Origin of the sequence: Vibrio sp. ECSMB14106, from assembly GCF_000972265.1 — a bacterium.
Classification (GTDB): domain Bacteria; phylum Pseudomonadota; class Gammaproteobacteria; order Enterobacterales; family Vibrionaceae; genus Vibrio; species Vibrio kanaloae.
In genome coordinates this window covers 1-19,876 of the sequence record NZ_LAUM01000031.1, presented here as the reverse complement: position 1 = coordinate 19,876, position 19,876 = coordinate 1, and the positions used below count along the sequence as shown (strand labels likewise).

17 protein-coding genes are annotated in these 19,876 nt (G+C 43.2%); 6 read left to right on the top strand and 11 right to left on the bottom strand.

Translation table 11 applies throughout. The features are described from left to right. Positions 1 to 78 precede the first annotated feature (78 nt). The 6 genes from WR49_RS17625 to WR49_RS17600 form a co-directional block, all read right to left on the bottom strand. The gene (locus tag WR49_RS17625) at positions 79 to 1,749 is read right to left on the bottom strand and encodes an RluA family pseudouridine synthase (RefSeq protein WP_046224883.1); all 1,671 of its coding nucleotides are present in this window, start codon (positions 1,747 to 1,749) and stop codon (positions 79 to 81) included. A gap of 150 nt (positions 1,750 to 1,899) precedes the next feature. Continuing rightward, positions 1,900 to 2,520 (bottom strand): glutathione S-transferase family protein, encoded by a 621-nt coding sequence (locus tag WR49_RS17620; RefSeq protein WP_046224882.1) that lies wholly within the window; start codon positions 2,518 to 2,520, stop codon positions 1,900 to 1,902. A 35-nt stretch (positions 2,521 to 2,555) separates the two neighbouring features. Next, complete coding sequence (locus tag WR49_RS17615; protein ID WP_046224881.1) at positions 2,556 to 3,587, bottom strand: NADP-dependent oxidoreductase; 1,032 nt, start codon at positions 3,585 to 3,587, stop codon at positions 2,556 to 2,558. Positions 3,588 to 3,730: 143 nt separating this feature from the next. Next, on the bottom strand, positions 3,731 to 4,321 hold the full coding sequence (locus WR49_RS17610) for a TetR/AcrR family transcriptional regulator (RefSeq protein ID WP_046224880.1): 591 nt from the start codon (positions 4,319 to 4,321) through the stop codon (positions 3,731 to 3,733). Between the two features lie 173 nt (positions 4,322 to 4,494). After that, positions 4,495 to 4,968, bottom strand: coding sequence for an FKBP-type peptidyl-prolyl cis-trans isomerase (locus WR49_RS17605; RefSeq protein WP_046224879.1), 474 nt, complete (start codon positions 4,966 to 4,968; stop codon positions 4,495 to 4,497). 76 nt (positions 4,969 to 5,044) lie between these two features. Further along, complete coding sequence (locus tag WR49_RS17600; RefSeq protein ID WP_046224878.1) at positions 5,045 to 5,671, bottom strand: thioredoxin domain-containing protein; 627 nt, start codon at positions 5,669 to 5,671, stop codon at positions 5,045 to 5,047. A 254-nt stretch (positions 5,672 to 5,925) separates the two neighbouring features. Between WR49_RS17600 and WR49_RS17595 the strand changes: the two genes are divergently transcribed. Continuing rightward, positions 5,926 to 6,561 carry an OmpA family protein gene (locus WR49_RS17595; protein WP_017058172.1) on the top strand — a complete coding sequence of 212 codons (636 nt, stop codon included), beginning with the start codon at positions 5,926 to 5,928 and terminating at the stop codon, positions 6,559 to 6,561. 108 nt (positions 6,562 to 6,669) lie between these two features. Here WR49_RS17595 and WR49_RS17590 read toward each other — a convergent pair whose 3' ends face one another. Together WR49_RS17590 and norR are read right to left on the bottom strand one after the other, a co-directional pair. Continuing rightward, a complete protein-coding gene (locus WR49_RS17590) occupies positions 6,670 to 7,029 on the bottom strand; it encodes a glutaredoxin family protein (RefSeq protein WP_017058173.1) in 360 nt (119 codons plus the stop codon). Between the two features lie 89 nt (positions 7,030 to 7,118). Continuing rightward, positions 7,119 to 8,711 (bottom strand): nitric oxide reductase transcriptional regulator NorR, encoded by a 1,593-nt coding sequence (gene norR / locus WR49_RS17585; protein WP_046224877.1) that lies wholly within the window; start codon positions 8,709 to 8,711, stop codon positions 7,119 to 7,121. A 367-nt stretch (positions 8,712 to 9,078) separates the two neighbouring features. Here norR and hmpA point away from each other — a divergent pair, with 367 nt between their 5' ends. Beyond that, a complete protein-coding gene (gene hmpA, locus WR49_RS17580) occupies positions 9,079 to 10,275 on the top strand; it encodes an NO-inducible flavohemoprotein (protein ID WP_046224876.1) in 1,197 nt (398 codons plus the stop codon). 134 nt (positions 10,276 to 10,409) lie between these two features. Here the strand turns inward: hmpA and WR49_RS17575 are convergent, their stop codons facing one another. Together WR49_RS17575 and clcA are read right to left on the bottom strand one after the other, a co-directional pair. Then, complete coding sequence (locus WR49_RS17575) at positions 10,410 to 11,390, bottom strand: TDT family transporter (protein ID WP_017058176.1); 981 nt, start codon at positions 11,388 to 11,390, stop codon at positions 10,410 to 10,412. Positions 11,391 to 11,599: 209 nt separating this feature from the next. Next, positions 11,600 to 13,012 (bottom strand): H(+)/Cl(-) exchange transporter ClcA, encoded by a 1,413-nt coding sequence (gene clcA / locus WR49_RS17570; RefSeq protein ID WP_046224875.1) that lies wholly within the window; start codon positions 13,010 to 13,012, stop codon positions 11,600 to 11,602. A 712-nt stretch (positions 13,013 to 13,724) separates the two neighbouring features. Between clcA and WR49_RS17565 the strand changes: the two genes are divergently transcribed. The 3 genes from WR49_RS17565 to WR49_RS17555 all read left to right on the top strand — a co-directional run bounded on the left by WR49_RS17565 (position 13,725) and on the right by WR49_RS17555 (position 16,962). Continuing rightward, positions 13,725 to 14,708, top strand: coding sequence for a CobW family GTP-binding protein (locus tag WR49_RS17565; RefSeq protein ID WP_046224874.1), 984 nt, complete (start codon positions 13,725 to 13,727; stop codon positions 14,706 to 14,708). Positions 14,709 to 14,889: 181 nt separating this feature from the next. Next, on the top strand, positions 14,890 to 16,176 hold the full coding sequence (locus WR49_RS17560) for a DEAD/DEAH box helicase (RefSeq protein WP_046224873.1): 1,287 nt from the start codon (positions 14,890 to 14,892) through the stop codon (positions 16,174 to 16,176). A 165-nt stretch (positions 16,177 to 16,341) separates the two neighbouring features. Beyond that, positions 16,342 to 16,962: a LysE family translocator gene (locus tag WR49_RS17555; protein ID WP_017058180.1), complete on the top strand. Its 621-nt coding sequence runs from the start codon at positions 16,342 to 16,344 to the stop codon at positions 16,960 to 16,962. 194 nt (positions 16,963 to 17,156) lie between these two features. On the opposite strand, the gene WR49_RS17550 is transcribed toward WR49_RS17555, so the two are convergent. Then, positions 17,157 to 19,193, bottom strand: a complete 2,037-nt coding sequence (locus tag WR49_RS17550; protein WP_046224872.1) for a PhoX family protein — start codon at positions 19,191 to 19,193, stop codon at positions 17,157 to 17,159. Between the two features lie 251 nt (positions 19,194 to 19,444). Between WR49_RS17550 and WR49_RS17545 the strand changes: the two genes are divergently transcribed. After that, entirely contained in the window at positions 19,445 to 19,786 is a 342-nt protein-coding gene (locus WR49_RS17545) for a YggL family protein (RefSeq protein ID WP_046224871.1), read from the top strand. Positions 19,787 to 19,876: the final 90 nt, after the last annotated feature.

The following is a 19,876-nucleotide window of genomic DNA, read 5'->3' as shown; positions in this document are numbered from 1 at the left end:
ATTAATTAGGTATTCGGTTTGATGAATACCTAACCATTCCCTCTTTGAGGCTTTCGCACTCCTCACTTTACATTTTGTTTAGAACTCTGAAGGCACCTCAAATTCGATCCACTCTCCCGTTGCTGGGTGAATTAATTTGAGGTACCCAGCATGCAGGTGTAGTCGTTCGCGTTTGTAACCATAAAGATCATCACCGCGGATTGGAACACCAAGACCTAATGGATGAGCACAGTGCACACGTAACTGATGTGTGCGGCCCGTCTTAGGGTATAAGTGAACCTTGGTTTTACCATTTTTTGTGCTGACAACTTCCCAATGGGTTTCTGCATTGCGTCCATGTTCATGGCAAACCAGCTGTCTTGGCCTGTCCGTGATGTCGCCGCGCAAGGGGAGGCTGATATCGCCAGAATTACCCTCTATTTCATCATCTAACAGAGCGGTGTAACGCTTCTCAACCGTTCTATCGATAAATTGTTTTTGGATGTGTTTGTTTGATGCTGCTGTAAGCGCTAAGATCAATAGCCCTGAAGTCGACATGTCCAGTCTATGGATGATCAAAGGGCCTGTCGCATTTGGGTAACGCGCCTTAATGCGTGTATAAACCGAGTCTTCGATAAACTTGCCGGGAACCGAGAGAAACTCTTCTGGTTTGTTAACCACCACGATCTCGTTATCTTCATAAACAATATCGAAAGACTTGCCGATTGCAGGGTTAACGATCAGTGGGTTATCTTCTAATTCAATGCCGTTTAGCTGGTGGTCGAGAATCTCGAAGCTTTTGCTTTGGCAAACAGGGTATAGGTTTCCGTGTTGTCGGATGACATCTGCTGGAGGCAATCCCCACCAAAATTCAGACAACGCTAATGGCTTAAAACCGTATTCAAAGGCAAAGTTAAGCAGCTTAGGTAGGCAGCAGTCACCAGAACCTTCAAGTGCATCTTTGCCTTCCAACAGATCAAGTAAGCTCTTAGATTCAGTTGCTTGGTTGATAAAGCGGTAGTGGTTCAAACGTTGAGCTTCTAATTCAGCAGAAATAGCTTGGTAATCTTGCTTACGATTTTTCAATTCACTCTCGATCGCATCTACCTGTAATTGGCGCTCTGTGATCTTTTGTTTCCACTCAATACGAAGGGCTTTAAGGTCGCGTTTCTCTTGGCTGCTTTGGTTACCTAATTGCTTGAGTAGGCTTGCTGCCGACTCTAGATTCCCGAATGTCTTTTCTTGATTGGCTTGCTCTCTTAGTACGGTGCGCTGCGCTTTGTTCTCGGCCATTGCTAACTGAAAGGCTCCAATAGCTTGAGTTGACTCTGCTTTCAGCGTTTCAAGGTCAGATTCTAATGCGTCTAGGTTGTGTGATTTTTGTAGCTTCTCAATGTCATCCGCTAGTCGTGATTGGCGAGCGAGGTTTACACTATTTTGAGATTGAAATTGTTCTGAGTCGAATGCTGGTGGAACAAAGTCGATACTTTTTAACTGAGAGGCCAGTATCGGATCTAGCTGTAAGCCTGAAAACGCAGAAAGATAGCCTATCTCTTGCGTTATTGGATTCTGAACAAGAAGAACGGCATAGAGTTTACCTTGCGAGGTTTCATTTACACCATTGTCAATGAGTGACTGCTGAAGCTGTTGCATGGCTAATTTACATGTAGGGTGCGGGGTATAGTAATACGGGAACGTAAAACGATTCGGCAGCGCTAAATCTACATTTGCTAGTTGCAGAGGTGTGTATTGAGCAAGGTTTGTTGGCATTAAGATCAAACTCTGTGGCTGTTCAGTTAGAGTTCGATATTGTTGTCGAAATGAAGACAAATGAGAAGCCAAAGCAGAAGATAAATCGGCTTTGGCATCAATTATTGTTTCGTGTTTACCTTAGGAAGCACGCGTTTGAGTGAAACTCGATCAGTTCGAGTGCTCTAGCTCTATTTGCTCCGCTTTTTGGTAAGCAGGGTGGCTAGCTAACAGCTCGCCGTATTTAGCAATGTTAGGATAAAGCGCCGTTGCACCAAAGTTTCCTACGATTTCTACGATGAACGACATCATAAAATCAGCTCCCGTTAGTGTTTCCGCAACTAGGTAAGTTTTGCCTTCCAATGCACTATTCACATAGGTTAAGACTTTTTGGCTTTCATCATCTGCGTAACCGCTTAGGAAGTTGGTTTCAGCACCATCTCTCATGACAAAGATTTTAAGTAGCATCGGTAAAATACCAGAGCTTTCAGCGAAGTGTAGCCACTGTGAATATTCAACGTACTCAGCTGTGCCACGTTCCGGTGCAAACTTACCTTGGCCAAACTTGTCGATGAGGTACTCGGTAATCGCGCCAGATTCGCTGATCACAACGCCATCGTCTTCAATAACCGGAGATTTACCCAATGGGTGAACTGACTTTAATTCTGGCGGTGCTAGAAACGTTACACTGTCTCTTTGGTATGGCGTAATTTGGTAGTCAACACCAAGCTCTTCCAATAGCCAGATGATACGTTTTGAGCGTGATTTATTTAAGTGATGTAAAGTAATCATGATTGTACCTATTTAACTTATTCCGTTTATTGAATTTATTTCGCTTCGTTAGTTTTAATTACAAGCTTACCGAAGTTTTGACCTTCTAATAGGCCAATAAATGCTTGCGGCGCTTCTTCTAGTCCTTCAATTAGATGCTCGCGGTAATGTATCTTTCCTTGAGACAACCATTCCGCCATTTGCACTGCGAACTCGTTGTAACGGTGCGCGTAGTCATCAAAGATTATGAAGCCTTGCATCTTAATACGCTTGACTAGTAGGGTACCAACAAGACTGGACATGCGATCTGGACCTTCAGGAAGCGATGTCGCGTTGTATTGAGAAACTAGGCCACAAACAGGAATACGAGCACCGGTGTTAAGCAATGGCATTACTGCGTCGAAAACCTTGCCGCCAACGTTTTCAAAATAGACGTCGATGCCGTTGTCACATGCTTTAGCCAACTTCTCTGCGAAGTCGTCGGCTTTATGATCGATACATTCATCAAAGCCAAGTACCTCTTTAGCATACTGGCACTTCTCTTGACCGCCAGAAATACCGATAACACGACAGCCTTTTAGCTTACCGATTTGTCCAACGGTTGCACCTACTGGGCCTGTTGCTGCTGCTACAACCAGAGTATCGCCTTTCTTCGGTTGGCCAATATCTAATAAACCCATGTAAGCCGTAAAGCCAGGCATGCCCATGATGCCAAGTGCGTAAGAAGGTTGCGTTGGTTCTTTACCTAGTTTGATTAGGCCTTCACCGTTAGAAACACCAAGATCTTGCCAACCTGTATAAGCCAATACCCATTCGCCGACTTCAAAATCGCTGTTGTTTGATTCTTCAACCTGACATACGGTTGCGCCGACCATCACTTCGTCAATTGCAACTGGGTCAGCGTACGATTTAGCGTCGCTCATTCGACCACGCATGTATGGGTCTAGAGAAAGGTACACTGAGCGAAGTAACATTTCGCCATCTTTAATTGTTGGTGCGGCTACTGTCTCTAAACGGAAGTCGTCTTGAGTCGGTGCGCCAACTGGGCGAGAAGCCAATACGATGCGGCGATTGTCTTGTTGAGTCATTGGATGTCCTTAATTTATATTGTGCTTATTTAGAATTAGACCAGTCGTCTATGGTTGTCATCTAAAAATCCCGCCATCATCAAATTGATAAGAGGGCGGGTGATTTATTTTAAGTTAAAGCGAATAAAACGCGCTGCGCGTTACTAGCTTTCACCTTTTAAAATTCGTTCGGTAAGGCTCAAAGCTGACTGTAAGCTATGGGAGCTTTGGCTTAATTTACTTAACAAGCTAGCACCTAACCACATAGAATATAAGTTTTGAGCCGCTTCTTGGCTGTTTTCAAGCTTTATAGAGCCATCTGCAATACCACCAATAATGCATTGCTTGATTGTATTTGTTACTTTTTCAGCACCTTTTAGTAGCGCTTGGCGCATAGGATCAGAAAGATCAGAGACTTCTGCGCTTAGTTTAACCACTAAGCACTTATGAGCATTACATGTACCGTTTTCGGTCTTAGTCCATAGTGAAAAGTAACTCATGATTCGCTGAAAATGACTATCTTCACTGTGTACTAAGATTGATTCAATCTTGGTGATGTAGTCTTCAAAATAGTGTTGAATTAACGCCTCACCAAATTGTTCTTTAGATTTAAAGTAGTGGTAAAACGAACCTTTAGGCACGTCCGCTTCTTTAAGCAATTGCGATAGACCTACGTTATTAAAGCCGTTGTTTACCATTAGTTGATAACCAACATTCAAAATATGTAAGCGGGTGTCATTCGTTTTTTCTTTCATGAACAGTACTATAATTTAAATTAGACCAGTCGTCTAGTTCGTATGTCTAGATCATTTAATCCGTTATCCAACTAGAAGAGTTAGTCTTTGAAGATCCTGAAGTTGTCGTGCTTTCTAGTAGATAAAAAGCCCCAACATGGTTTGTATATTGGGGCTTAAGTCAACGAATTCTGTTATTTGATAGAGATTAATTCAACATCAAAAATCAAAGTTGATGACGGTGGGATAGGGCCTGAACCGCCTTTACCGTAAGCCAATGGACTTGGGATAAATAGACGAACTTTTTGGTCTTCAACCATGTAAGTCAATCCTTCTTGCCAACCTTTAATGACTTGCTTGAGAGCAAATGAAATCGGCTCGCCGCGCTCAACCGAGCTATCAAAAACAGTGCCGTCAATCAAAGTACCGTGGTAGTGAACCGTTACTTTACTGTTCTTAGTTGGGTGTTCAGTTCCTGTACCTTCTTCCAGCACAAGGTATTGAAGGCCGCTTTCAGTCGTAATCACGCCTTCTTTAGTACCGTTTTCAAGTAGGAATTGTTGTCCTTGTTCGAAGTTCTCCTCGCCAGACTTATGATTCATCCAGGTACGGTAAATCATGAAACCGGCCAAAACAAAGACGATGACCGGGATGATAAATTTAGACATAGTAAAACCTATTTATATTGAGTGCTGAATTTCGTAATTAATGCAGAATGTGTTAATCAGTTGGCTAAAGCCGTGATTATGGTTGAGTCAAAAGGTAGTTGATCGTTTTCGCGATGCTGGCAACGTCTTGGTGGCCGGCCGTGAGTACTTGGTATTTACCGTTGATGATAAATGTCGGTACTGAGTTGATCTGACCTTTTACAGAGATCTCTTCGGCTTTCTTAACGTAGTCAAAAAGCGCAACTTGCTGTTCTTTGTTTAACTGGTATGGGCTAACCAAACCGCGAGAAGTAAAAGCTGTTTCTAGAGCTTGTTGGCGCTGCTCCGGTGTTGCATCGGCACCCATTTGAACCGCACCGAATAGGTCGTCCATGAAGGAGTGATCAGGTGTCGCATCAAGCTGCATTACTGCGGTGTAAAAGATCATGGCGCTAATTTGAGCACTTTCATTAAATGTGACATGCACTTTTCCAATTTTTTGGTCTGTCAGGGACTCAATCTCAGGAATAGCACTTTCCATTTTACGACAATGACCACAGTTAAGAGAGAAAATCTCAGTGACCGGAGATAGGTTCAATTCTGTTAGAGCAGTAGGAAGCGCTTCGTATTGAACACCTTTCTGTGGCTCGTCTGTTTCACTACAACCCGCGATAATAAGTACGGCTGCGAGTGCTGTAATGAATTTAGCAAATGGTTTAAACATAATGTTTACTCTAGTGTTAAGAAGTCGTGAGATTCTAACTATTTAGTACGAATTGGAAAACAATTATAAGGTAAATAAATGCAAACAATTCAAACAAGCGAGTGATGGCAGGCCGGTTGATGGTTAACTGTGATTAAAAGCACTTTTTTGATGTGCGTTTTTTTGTCTAAAGTTTTTCCCTCGGTGCCGATATAGACATTAGTGAATGGTTATCTGCATAAGTGGTTGGTGAAGTAATGAGATATTTAGCGATAATGTTAAGCATAGCTTTGGCTGGTTGTGAAACGACGTTACCAACAAGTATGTTAGGTGGTGGAATGCTAGAGACTGCACCGCAAACGGATTACGATCTTATCCATCCTGAATGGGGTGAGGTTCAAGCGACTCATGTAGCAAGTAATCGTGGATACTCGATTCAGAGCAGCACTCATCAACAAAGAACCATCACTACCAACTACGGACGTGGCGTGTCGACCAATGATCCGTTGGAAGTCTTTTTAAGACAAAATCGAATCGATTTCGAAGTTTTACCTGGCAACCATGTGATGGTAAAGCTTGAACAACATGTGAACTTTAAAACAGGTTCTGCATACCCCGAACCTGCGTATAACCAATGGTTAGATACGTTGGGGAGTTACTTATCTCAACGCCAAGATATCGATGTTGTGATTGAAGGTCATACCGACAACACAGGTACTGATCAAATCAATGATCCTCTTTCAGAGAAGCGTGCAAAAGAAGTGAAAGCTCGATTAGAGAGTAACTACGTTTCTAGTCGTTCTATTTATACTCGTGGCTTTGGTGAGTATGTCCCGGCTTGTACCAACGCTTCATCACAAGGTAAGGCGTGTAACCGCCGTGTAGAGCTGATGCTGATTGTGGCGAAATAGTCATTTGAGCTTTTGCTCCTAATTTAAACGACTAGCACCAAATAATAGACATAAAAAATCCCTCACATTCGAGGGATTTTTTGTATCTGGCTTTTGTCGCTTAATTGCTTATGCAAACTGCTTTTCTAAGTAAGTCACGATATCTGAAGATTCGTACATCCACTCAGTTTTGCCATCTTTTTCGATACGTAGACAAGGCACTTTCACACGACCGCCACCAGCTTCAAGCTCTGCACGATGTTGTTCATTGTTTTTTGCATCACGAAGTTCGAATTGAACCGATTGACGTTTCATGGCACGGCGCACTTTTACACAAAACGGGCATGCTTCGAATTGGTATAACGTGTGCGTTTTTGCTTGTTCATTCACTTTGCTTTGCTCTTCCTGAGAACGTTTCACACCACGTGGGCTGAAGATAAAATTCAATAGTAAGATGACACGACCTAAAAACCAACGGATAAACTTCATAACTCTCTCTACATATTTAAAATTAGCGTTACAATTTGCAGCATTATATACACAAGTATTGCCAGATGCTCGCAACAAACCGCTAATATCTATTTTGTCCGTTCGATCGTGTGAGACTTAGCCACATTTAGCCCTAAACGTTTAGAGAGTCGAGTTAAGTTTGCTCGGTCTGTTTTCAGCACTCGCCCTGCCTGCGCCCAGTTAAAGTTGGCGTTTTCTAACACCTCAGTAATGATGCTGCGTTGAAAGTCATCTGTTGCTCCTCGCAACCCTTCCGAGAGATCGATCGTTGGTGTCGATAGCGGTGTCGTCTTCGCTTGTGTGGTTGCGATCGGTTGATCTTGGTCGAGTGGGCCACAATCTTCTTTGGTAATTGTCACCAGGTTTTTATTGGTGCTACGCGCTAACGCTTTCAATGCTGAGCGGCTGATCACGTGCTCAAGTTCACGCACGTTACCTGGCCAACCATAACGATTGAGAAATACTAGAACATCAGAGCGGAATTTCACTTGGTTGATGCCAAGTTTACGGCGTACTTGTTCTAGGAAGAAACCCGCAAGCAAGCTGATATCGTCACCACGATCTTTTAGTGCGGGCACAGCAATAGGGTAAACACTCAACCGGTGATATAAATCGGCTCTAAATCGGCCATCTTCGACTTCTTGTTTTAAGTCTCGGTTGGTCGCGGCTAATACACGAACATCAATGGTTTGAATGTTATCTTGGCCAACAGGTTGAATTTCGTTATTTTGCAGCGCACGCAGTAGCTTACTTTGCGCAGCTAAAGGCAATTCACCAATCTCATCAAGGAACAGTGTGCCACCATCGGCCAAAGCAAACTTACCTAAGCGGTTTTTATCTGCGCCAGTGAACGCGCCACGAACGTGACCAAACAGTTCACTTTCTACTAAGTTTTCAGGAATAGCAGCACAGTTTACGTAGACGAGTGGGTTACGCTTACGTTGAGATTGATGGTGCAAAGTACGAGCCACGAGCTCTTTACCAACCCCCGTGTCACCGTGAATTAGGATATTGAACTCTGAAGGCGCAACAATCGCAATGTCATTCTTAAGCGCCATCATAGTATCGCTTTTACCGATCAGTTCTCCGCCATCTCGTTCCCACGCCTCTACATTTAACTCTTCCAATAACTGCTTTGACTGTTTTGCTTGATGTTCAAGTTGCGAGAAAGTCAGCGCCATCTGCATCGTTGAGGCTGCAATAGCTGCCAGCACCTCAAGGTTGCGCGCTGGAATATTCGCAAAGACATCAGGTTTCAAGCTATCTAGGGTCAAAATGCCCAATAGCTTGTCGCCAAATAGCAAAGGCAAGCCCATACAAGCATGCATTGGTAAATCGCCATCATGGTCAATAAGCAAACCATCGAAAGGATCGGGTAGGGAGCTGTCAGCATCGAAACGAACAGGAGAGCGAGACGCGCAGATCTCTTCAAACCGCGGGTGCTCTGAAATGATAAAGCGACGACCGAATGTATCTCGGCTGAGCCCTTGCATTGCGATGGGTACTAGCGTGTCGCCTTGAAGGCTTAAAAGCGCGACACAATCACACGTTATGGTTTTGCGAATGGCATCGATGAGGCGATTGAAACGATCTTGATCATTCACACCACTTGCGAGGCCAATGGTCATTTCCATGAGGGTAGATGCGGAGATATCTTGCATAAAAAACTCTAACTGTATGTTTATCTACATAGTAGAGTCTTATTGACTTAAAAAAAAGGTCTTTTTGACGTTTTTATAAGATGGATTTTGAAAATAAAACCAGTAATGACGGGGATTGATAAAATTGGCACTGATTGTGCAAAAGAGGCATCGAAGCCCAATTATAGCGCTGATTAAACAGACTATTATTGATCTCAATCAATCAGGTGGCATTAATCAGGTTTCGCGATTTTTTGAAATGAAAACGAGTCAAAATAACTCAGTTTCTAAAAATAACTAAGGTTTCAGAAAATCGATAAGTCATTCTTAATTTTTTAGTAGTCAAAATGACATATAGGTCATAAGGCTCAGTGTTCGGAGTAAATTCATGCTTAACAATGCACATATCGAAATCATCAAATCTACGATTCCTCTACTTGAGAGCGCAGGCCCTGCTTTAACTCAACACTTCTATCAACGTATGTTCACGCATAACCCGGAATTGAAAGATATCTTCAATATGACTCACCAAAGAACAGGTCGCCAAGGTGTGGCACTGTTTGAAGCTATTGCGGCTTATGCAAAAAATATTGAAAACCTTGCAGCGTTAACCACAGCGGTTGAACGTATCGCACAAAAGCATACCAGTTTTAACATTCAACCAGAGCACTACCAAATTGTTGGTTTACACCTGATTGAAACACTACGTGAATTAGCTGCTGACGCGTTTACGCCAGAAGTGGAAGAAGCATGGACAGCCGCTTACCTATTCTTAGCGCAAGTATTCATCGATCGTGAAGCTGAACTTTACCTACAGCGTAAGCAAGCGGTAGGTGGTTGGGAAGCAGCACGTGCGTTTGTGATTGCAGACAAAATTGAAGAGTCAGCGCTAGTAACTAGCTTTATCCTTCAGCCACAAGACGGCGGTGAAGTTCTGGATTACACACCAGGTCAATACATCGGTATCGAAGTGAAACCGGAAGGCTCTCAATACAGCGAGATTCGTCAATACTCACTTTCTGATAAGCCAAACGGCAAGCAATACCGTATTTCTGTTAAACGTGAAGGACAAGGTCAAGAGACACAGGGCGTTGTATCTAACCACCTACACGATACGGTTGCTGTTGGTGATGAGATTAGCCTATACGCACCAGCAGGTGACTTCATGTATCAAGAGCGCAGCAAGCCAGTAACGCTTATCTCTGCAGGTGTTGGTGTCACGCCGATGCAGTCTATGCTTGAGTTCCTAAACACGGAAGATAAAAACGAGCCAGTACTGTACCTTCACGCTTGTGAGAACGTAGGCCAACACTCTTTCACGACTCGTGTTAAAGATATTATTACCGACAAAGGTTGGGAAGTGAAAACGTGGTACATGAACAAAGATGAATCTGCATGTGACAACACATATCACGGTCAAATGGATCTAGCGTCTATCTCGGATACTAAAGGGTTTGATGAGAGTGATTTTTACATCTGTGGTCCGGTTGGCTTCATGAAGAACATTGTGGAACAACTAGACGCACTTAACGTTGACCGCTCACGCGTACACTACGAAGTATTTGGCCCTCACGCTAACTTCTAATCGTAAGGTCTGTTCTATTAAAAACTTTGCCCATTAAAAAGCCTCACAGTGTGAGGCTTTTTTTCGTTTGGTTCATTCTGCCTAAACCGGAAATGGGGGGACGTTTTATCAAATAGGCGCTTCAGGCGAACGATTTAAGAACGTTTGATCTTTTGAGACGTATAATCAGAATCAAAACACTCTGGCCAATACATTTTTATGTAACCGCCAGCCACCCAAATAACCAATATTGTAGCTATGGTAAGTTCAAAGAAGCCAAACTTGTGTAGCCAATACCATTGTGGATATTCAGTGCCGAAAAATGTGGTTAAGCGATGCATAGCAATAGCACTTATTACCGATGGAAAGGTCACCGCAGCAATTGAAGGTTGGAATTTCAAGCGCATTAAGCGAATGTAGCACAAGTAAATCAGCAGTGTCATGGTGATGGCGATACCAGCCAAAGCGCCTGTTAGTATCGGGTCTGGACTATCGAAATTGACTAAATAAGCGGCTAAAGATAAGTTCACAGGTGCTGCCATAATGGCGAGTGTTGGCCTTGCTCTACGAGGAAGATTTCCTTCGAAAACCAAGCGATACAGTACTACGGGAAGCATGAAGAAATAGATAGTAATACATGTCGTTGCGAGTGTTTCAGAAAACACCGTATGGCCAAATTGTGTTCCCGCCAGTGAACTGCTAATTAAACCTACAGGATAAAGAAACCAACTCGGGACAATATTCGACATTTTGAAATTGATGATCTGAAAGCTAAAGAACAACACCATCATGGTAAAATGCAGTAATAGTGCACAGAACCAAATTGGATAGGCAATAACTGGCGATATTTCAGCTAAATAGTCACACAGAATTAGAAGCGCCATGCTCATCGGTGCCATTAAGCTTCCACTTAACGGGTGGCGGATATCATTTAAAAAGGTATTAAAGCTTGTTAGATAACGGAGTAGAACGGGCAGTAGTAACAAACCGCCAAATGAAGCAAGGTAGGGGCGAATGATTTCACCAATACCTGGAACATATAAAGCCCAAGCTTGTCCTAGTCCAATTATTCCAAGTGCTAAAGACGCCTGAGATGGCGGCACATTTTTTACTTGGGTTAACCTTTTCCAGTTCAACGATTTGCTCCAGCTCAATTGATTTTAGAACGTATAATCTAACGACAACGTTCAATTGTGCCGTCACAGGATGTCATTGGGCACTCAGAGAAGTTTGAGAGGATAATAGCAAGTATAACGTTTGCTTTTTTTACTTTGATGCGAAATCGGGACATTAAGCACGACTAATCTGTGCTTTAGGATTGGTCGTCTCATTCGATTTGTCGTTCTTATCGCGATAGAGTTTCTTCTTGTGGAGGAAGGTCTTGTTGTCGTAGCTTTTCGTTTTTCAACGTGCGATTCAATAACTGAGTATAAATTGGCTGACCACCTAGCATCTGAGCAATGATAACCGCTCCTAAACAGGTGATGATCAGAGGGAGAATGAGGTAGTAGTTATTGGTCATTTCAATCACCAATAATATACCTGTAATTGGCGCACGCACCGTTGCCGCGAATAAGGCGCCCATGCCGGCAATCGCAAACATACCTGGTTCAATATTCAACTCAGGAAAGAATGCCAAAGCGATAAGTCCAAACGCGTAACCAAAGAGAGTCCCAAGCGCTAGCATAGGTGCAAAAATACCCCCTGGCGCACCAGATCCGAAACAAAGTAGTGTGGTGAGAACACGCCCTAAGAAAATGAGTAGTAGTACGTTGGTACTATAATTACCATTAGTAATGTTCGGAATGATGCCAATACCACCGCCAGTTAATTCAGGTATATACAGCAGTAATAAACCAAAGCAACCACCAAGCAGGGTCCCGGTGATTAGGTAGCGTTTACGGTCGTTCTTATGAATCTTTACAAACAGGTCTTGGGAAAGCGTAATCAGTCTATTGAAAGTGACACCAAACAAACCGAACAGTACTCCTAATAACAAGAATAACCAAAGCGCATCTAATTCTGGCGGTTGATACTGAGGCATTGTGATAACAGCGGACTGACCATTGATTGAACGAAAAACAATATTGGCAGAGATTGCAGAGATAATGACCGCTTTGATTGAAATGAGTGAATAGCGAAATTGTGGTCTCATTTCTTCGACGACAAACATAATTCCGGCCAATGGAGCATTGAATGCGGCGGCTAAACCGCCTGCGGCACCTGAAGCGAGCAATGAATGTCGAGTATCGTCATCTTTGACTCGAAAAATGTCTGTGATCATTCGACCGATGCTACCGCCCATTTGAACGGTAGGTCCTTCACGACCTAACACCATCCCCGAGCCTAATGCACCCATACCACCAAAGAATTTTACTGGCAGCACTCGCCACCAGCGAACAGGCCGCATGCCATCCATTGCGCCTTCGATCTCAGGGATACCTGAACCTGCAGCTTCGGGAGCGAAGCGGTGCACGAGGAAATAACCGATAAAGGCAAATGCAGCACTGATAAGGAATGCTGCAAGCCAAAGTGGTAAATGGTGAACAATTTCATCTTTCAGCCAATCAGTTCGAGTCTCTGATATGAAATGAACGGCAACTTCGAAGTAAGTACCAACAACGCCGGCAAGCACACCAACGGTACAAGAAAGAAAGAGAACCGAAGCGGGTGTCTTATCCCTAGAGAGAAATTGGCTAATAGCATCCCTTGGCATTTTAGCTAATAAGGACTGCTTTATTTTCTCTCTTCTGGTCATAGAGGTAAGGTTCCTGAGTTGATAAGGTGAGTATGCACAAATTATACGCTTCCTCTGAATATCCTATAGCAACAAAGATGAAAAGTTGAATTTCATTTATGGTATATGTTCGTTTCATAAATGAAACATATGAGCAATAGTGGAATCACCGTCACAATTTTGCGCAATTATCTGGTGGTAGCTTGAATCTCCTCAAAAATGAACCATAGTTAAATCGTAAAGCAACATAACGAACCGCAAGGAGAAATGAGGTTTTACACACAATTTGGACGGACTCAAAGACAACGTTTAGTTCCTCGTTAAATGTTCAGGTCGATGTTTAAGACTTCCTGATTCGCGAACTCACGATTGAGTAACGAGGGTGAGGCGTACTGATAAAGTACGCCTTTAGTTCGTTTGGTGCCTCAACTTTCCCGCTTTATATCCCTACAAATTATCTTTTTGATTATATTAAAGACACCTCCCCATTAACTATTCTCAGTGTAATACCAATCGTAGTAAATAATTGGTCATCCTAGCTGGTTAAAACGCTCGATAACTGCGTTATAATTTTTTATTGTAGAATAACTACTTATCAAAAAATTACGCCTTGTTCTCAAGCCTTTTTCCTGCGCTATTTCTGATCACTTACTTACTGTGATTGGTATAAACAATCGATTGGGGTCAACTTTTTAGTGATTGAGTATATACTCCCTTAAAAAGGAGAACTGATATGACCAAAAAAGTTCCTACAAACATCATTACGGGTTTCTTGGGTGTTGGTAAAACGACAGCCATCTTGAACCTGCTAAAAAATAAACCTGAGAATGAAAACTGGGCTGTTCTGGTTAATGAGTTCGGCGAAATCGGTATTGACGGCGCATTGATGACAGATCAAGGTGCTTTGATTAAAGAAGTGCCGGGTGGCTGCATGTGTTGTACTGCGGGCGTACCTATGTCGGTTGGCATTAATGCATTGTTACGTCAAAAACCAGACCGTTTGCTGATTGAACCAACTGGGCTTGGTCATCCAAAGCAAGTGATAGCGACGCTGACTTCAGAGCAGTACATGCCATACGTTGATCTTAAAGCTACGCTAGGTTTGGTTGATCCGCGTAACTTATCCAACGAAAAATACACCTCTAATCAGAACTTTAATGACCAGCTAGACAGTGCCGATGTAATTCTTGGTACTAAAGTCGATCTTGTTCATTCTGAAGACATCGATGTATTTAACGATTGGGTAACGGATCAAACGCCAGCCAAAGTATTTCATAAGCTGATTCACGATGGTGAAGTGCCATTGGAAGTGTTGGACATTGAAAGAGTGTATGGCAGTGCTTCATCCCATATTGAAGCGCATCATCACGATCACGCTGAACAAGAGCCTCAATTCCAACTTCCTCCCGGTGAAGCGTTCATCCGTAAAGAGAATAAAGGTCAAGGCTACTTTAGTTGCGGTTGGCTGTTTGGTGCCGAGTATAAGTTTGATTTCGATGCGCTCTTCTCAATGTTGTCGGATCTAACGGCTGAGCGTGTAAAAGCCGTGGTGAATACTGACCAAGGTTGCTACGCATTCAATGTGGCGAATCAAGTTGTGTCAGTCAATGAAATCACGCTCGATGGTTTTGAATCTCGACTGGAAGTGATTGACTCGCAGCTTATGCCTTGGGGCGATCTGGAACAGATTTTACTCAAGCTGTGTGGCATCAAATAGAACAATTATCCTGTTTGAAACGATGATTCTGGTGTTTGCTTCGCGGATGGTGAGGTGAACACCGGATTAAATGAGAAAGTTTGCGTTATGTCACGATAAATGTGAGATAAATCACTCTAATTACTTTATAGTGCTCGGCTGAAATAAGAATGTAGGCTGTCTGCTTAAGGAACCCGTAACAATGTCATTTTCTTCTCAAGGTTTTGCTCCTGAATTAGTCAAAGCGTTGACTGAGTGTGGTTATGAAAAACTCACTCCAATTCAACAAAAAGCAATTCCAATGGCTCGTAAAGGCCATGATATTTTTGCTACTGCTCAAACTGGTACGGGTAAAACAGCGGCATTCTCATTGCCTGTTATTCAGCACCTACTGAACAGCGGTAAAAAAGCATCTCGAGGAACGGCTCGCGGCCTTATTCTAGCTCCAACTCGTGAGCTTGCTGCGCAGATCGCTCAAAACATCAAAGACTACGTTAAATACACTGAACTAAGTGTTTCAGCGGTTTACGGTGGTAACAAGATGTCTTCACAAGTTCGCCAGCTAGAACTGGGTGTGGATATTTTGGTTGCAACACCTGGCCGTTTAGAAGAGCACTTAGAAGCGGGTAACGTGTCTATTGCTAACCTAGAATTCCTAGTATTTGATGAAGCTGACCGTATCCTTGATATGGGCTTCATCAATGCCGTTCGTAAAATTATGTTGGATGTAGAAACATCGCCGCAAATCATGATGTTCTCTGCAACGACTTCTACTCAGTTGAACCAACTGTCGGTTGATATTCTACGCAAACCTAAACGTATTAGTGTTGAGCGCGAAAACTCAACGGCTGCGACTGTCGGTCACGTAGTGTACCCAGTTGACCAAGAGCGTAAAACAGAGCTACTTTCTGAGCTGATTGGCCGCAAAAACTGGCGCCAAGTGCTTGTGTTCGTGAATTACAAAGAAACTGCGAACGATGTAGTTAAAGAGCTTAAGCTTGACGGTATTAAAGCGGTACTGTGTCACGGTGATAAAGCGCAAAGCGCTCGTCGTCGTGCGTTGGATGACTTTAAAGAAGGCAGAGCACGTGTGATGGTGGCAACTGACGTTGCGGCTCGTGGTCTGGATATTGAAGACTTACCACACGTGATTAACTACGACATGCCTTTTCTAGCGGAAGATTACGTTCACCGTATTGGCCGCACAGGTCGTGCTGGTAAGCAAGGTCACGCTGTGTCTTTCGTTAACCGCGAAGAAGAGCTGACGGTTGTTCAAGTTGAGACACTGATTCAACAGCGTATTCGCCGTGTTGAGCAACCGGGTTACGAACCGAAGAAGCGTGATGCTTACATTGAAAAGCTGAACACTAAGTCGGCTTACAAAAACCGCCAAGGTCGTAAGAACAACGCGAACGAAGACCAGCAAGATCAAGCAAGCGCTGAACGTCGTTTGACTATGATGAAGCGAATTAAAAATCGTCGTAAGTAATTACGGTCGGTGAATTGAAAAGAGTCACTGTTATGTGGCTCTTTTTGTTTGTATTGTTCGCAATATTGTTTATTGTCATTACTGCTTCGTTTCAACATCGCTTCGTTTTAAGCCCGCTTAAGAAACAACAGCCATACAATAAAAATAAGTCGATAAGGTAATAATATGGATAGCGCACTACTTTGGGCTTTTATTCCCACGTTTTTCTTTGTGTCAATCACGCCCGGTATGTGTATGACTCTGGCGTTGACACTAGGAATGAGTGTTGGATACAAGCGCACATTATGGATGATGATCGGCGAACTGGCCGGTGTAGCTGTTGTGTCAGTTGCTGCTGTATTGGGCATTGCGTCAATCATGCTCAATTACCCGTGGCTGTTTACTGGGTTTAAATTTATCGGCGCAGGTTACTTGTTCTACTTGGGTGTACAAATGTGGCGTTCAAGAGGTAAGTTGGCGATCAGTACTGATAATCTAGAGACTCAAGTAAACAATGATTGGGACTTGGTAGTTCAAGGCTTTGTTACTGCGATTGCTAACCCGAAAGGTTGGGCGTTTATGATTTCGTTATTGCCTCCTTTCATTAACAGCAAAATCGATTTAGCGCCGCAGTTGTTCATTTTAGTTTCTATTATTCTGGTGTCTGAATTCGTTTGCATGACCTTGTACGCGACAGGCGGGAAGAGCCTTAAGCATATGCTAGGCAAGGCAGACAACGTAAAGTTGATGAACCGCATTGCTGGTACGCTGATGATGGGCGTTGGTGTGTGGTTGTTCGTTAGTTAGCTTTAGTTAGCGATAACGAACAAAGGCCATTCGCCATTCTTCCTTATGACGATAGCTTGTGAGTTAACAGAACAAGCTAATCAATAGAATATCAAAAGAGCGATAGGGCTTTGGCCTTATCGCTCTTTTTGTTATTACTTGCCTATAACTTGACTCTTTAGCTTATATTGTTAGACAAGAGTTTTTAACTGATCTTAAACCGCTATTTCACCGCCATCTTCACGACGAATCACAACCGTTGCTGCACGAGGACGCACCGACATACCTGACGGAGTCTCCTCTGCTGCATTATTGCTGTATGGCCAGTTTCCCGGATGCTGAATATTTACAAACAATGACTTATAGTCTGGGCTGATGGTAAAACCTGTTACTTCACAACCGTTTGGACCAACAAAAAAGCGTTTTAACTCTGCTTGGTTGTCCTTTGTAATTACTGCTTGATTTCCATTTTCATCCGTCAATTTAGAGGGTACGACTGCCAGCATTTGATCATTGGTGTAGCCTGTCACTTCGTCAGCACCGTTATCGGTTTGAATCCACAAAATGCCACGAGCGTCAAACGCTAGGCCGTCTGGGCTAGCAAATTGGTTCAGGTCCGTTAATCCAGAACGGTTAATGTCTGTATCGCCATTGGCTGGTGAACCAAATAAGAAAATATCCCAAGTGAAGTCTGTTGCTGCTTCACCTTCATCCCAACGAATCACATGACCAAATTTGTTGTTTAAACGTGGGTTTGCTGCGTTCGTATCATTGGTGCGTTTGGTGTTGTTGGTTAGTGTTAGATATACAGAGCCTGTGTATGGATCGACGGTACACCACTCTGGGCGATCCATTGGTGTTGCACCAACGAGGTCCGCAGCACCCGCAGTGTTTATGATGATCTCAGCCAAAGAGTTGAAATGGTCTGCCAAAGTCCCGCCAGCTAACGTAATGCTATTTAGATTCAATGGTAACCAAGTACCTGAGCTGTCTTCATTGAAACGTGCCACATAAAGCGTGCCTTCATCCATGTATTTATCACCGGTTGCTAAACGGTTTGATGGATTCGCATCTGCTGGATCCCAGCCTGCTGCCGATTCAAATTTGTATAGGTACTCAAAACGAGAATCGTGTCCTGAGTAAAAGACAACGGGTTGACCTTTTTCTAGTTTACCAAAAGTGCAACCTTCGTGACGGAAACGACCTAGTGCAGTACGCTTCTTCGCTCGAGAGTTCTGTGTATATGGGTCGATTTCAACAATGTAACCGTGGCCGTTCGCTTCGTTACGGTAATCGTCCATTGCGCTTGCGCCTGTCGGCTCTACATTAAAGCGGGTAAATTCATCTAAACGTTCTTCTGTGTTACCAGCGAGAGTGTCCCACAAGTAACGTGTACTTTTGTCATCGACGCCAATACGATCTTGCTCTTCAGTACGAACACCTGCATTAACGAAGTAACCTGGCCAGTTTTCTTCACACGTTAAGTAAGTGCCCCATGGTGTGAAACCATTACCACAGTTGTTCAATGTACCGCGTGCTTGGCTGCCATCAGGGGAGAAGCGAGTCACGGTGTGAGCGGTATGTGCGACAGGGCCAGACAAGTCCATAGTCGTCGCACCTGTGTAGCGACGGTTGAGTGGATCAGTATCAACCAGTTTCCACATGTTGTCTTCGAGTTGAATTCGAACAACTGATACGCCATGTGCATTAATTTCTTTACGTACCTCATCTACAACAGTACGTACACCACTTTCTACGGTTGGGCCACTTGGGTGCAGCGCCATCGAGTCTATGTATTCATGGTTGATACACAATAAGCCGTTTGTAGTTCTGTCATTTAAAGGAAAGAAGTGCATACCATCGTGGTGCATACCTAGAGCATTTAACTGTTCTTCACTTGTGTTGCTGCCGTCATCTTTCCATGCACTACCTTGTGCATTTAGAGGTGTCCCCCATGGTACTAATACTTGCGCTATGTAACCTTGTGGAACCGAGACTGCATCGGTTAGTGATCCTGGAATGGAATCGAAGTTCAGCATTGCACTTGATACACCTGAACCATTACCTGCTGGAATACTTGAGCTAGAAGAGTTACACCCGGAAAGTCCAAACACACCAAATGCGGTCATTGCACTAATACCTAAGCCGCCTTTCAATATGTTCCTTCTCGATAGATTGGCGTCTAAAACTTCTTCGAAAGGTTTATTTGTGCTCTTGTTGAAACGAGTGCTATCAAATGTTTCCTTGCTCATCTGTACTGATTCCTATTGATTGTATTTATTCGTTGTCCATGAATGATCTAGCCACTTACTAACGAGTAAATCGCTTTGATCAATGTGTGACTAATCGTGAAGCAGTTAGGTGACAGATTTTTATAGTTTTGATTAAGGTTTTGTTTATGTAGAACAATTTTTACTCGGAAGGCCTTCGTGTAATACAAAACTCTTGGGGATTGATTAGGAACTGTGTATAAGTGCCTTATTAAAAGTAAAGAGAGACAGTTATGAAATTAGATAAAATCGAAAATAAAAATCGTCGCTTACGCAAAAAGCTATATTTGGGTGAATTCGCTATTCTAGGTTTTGAAGTAAGCTGCACTACATCGATGACTGATTTTGACCAATATGATGTGTTCATTGATGAGTTTGTCGACTTTATCGACAGCCTTAACCTGTGCTTTGGAGGCGGTGGTTTAGAGTTATTTGAAGGTTTCTTGTGTTCGGTTGAACGCTACCGTTCAGTAACAGAAATAGAGCAGTTACAAGTTGCACAATGGCTTGAAGCACGTGCAGAGGTAAACAAAGTTGAAGTCAGTGAACTTGTTGACGCAAACTACGCGTTCTAAATTTAGGTTGTGCTGTTGGCTTACCTTGAAGGCTTAATCAGGCAGGGCAAGATCATGAAAACCCCTTATGGAATAAGGGGTGACGTGAAG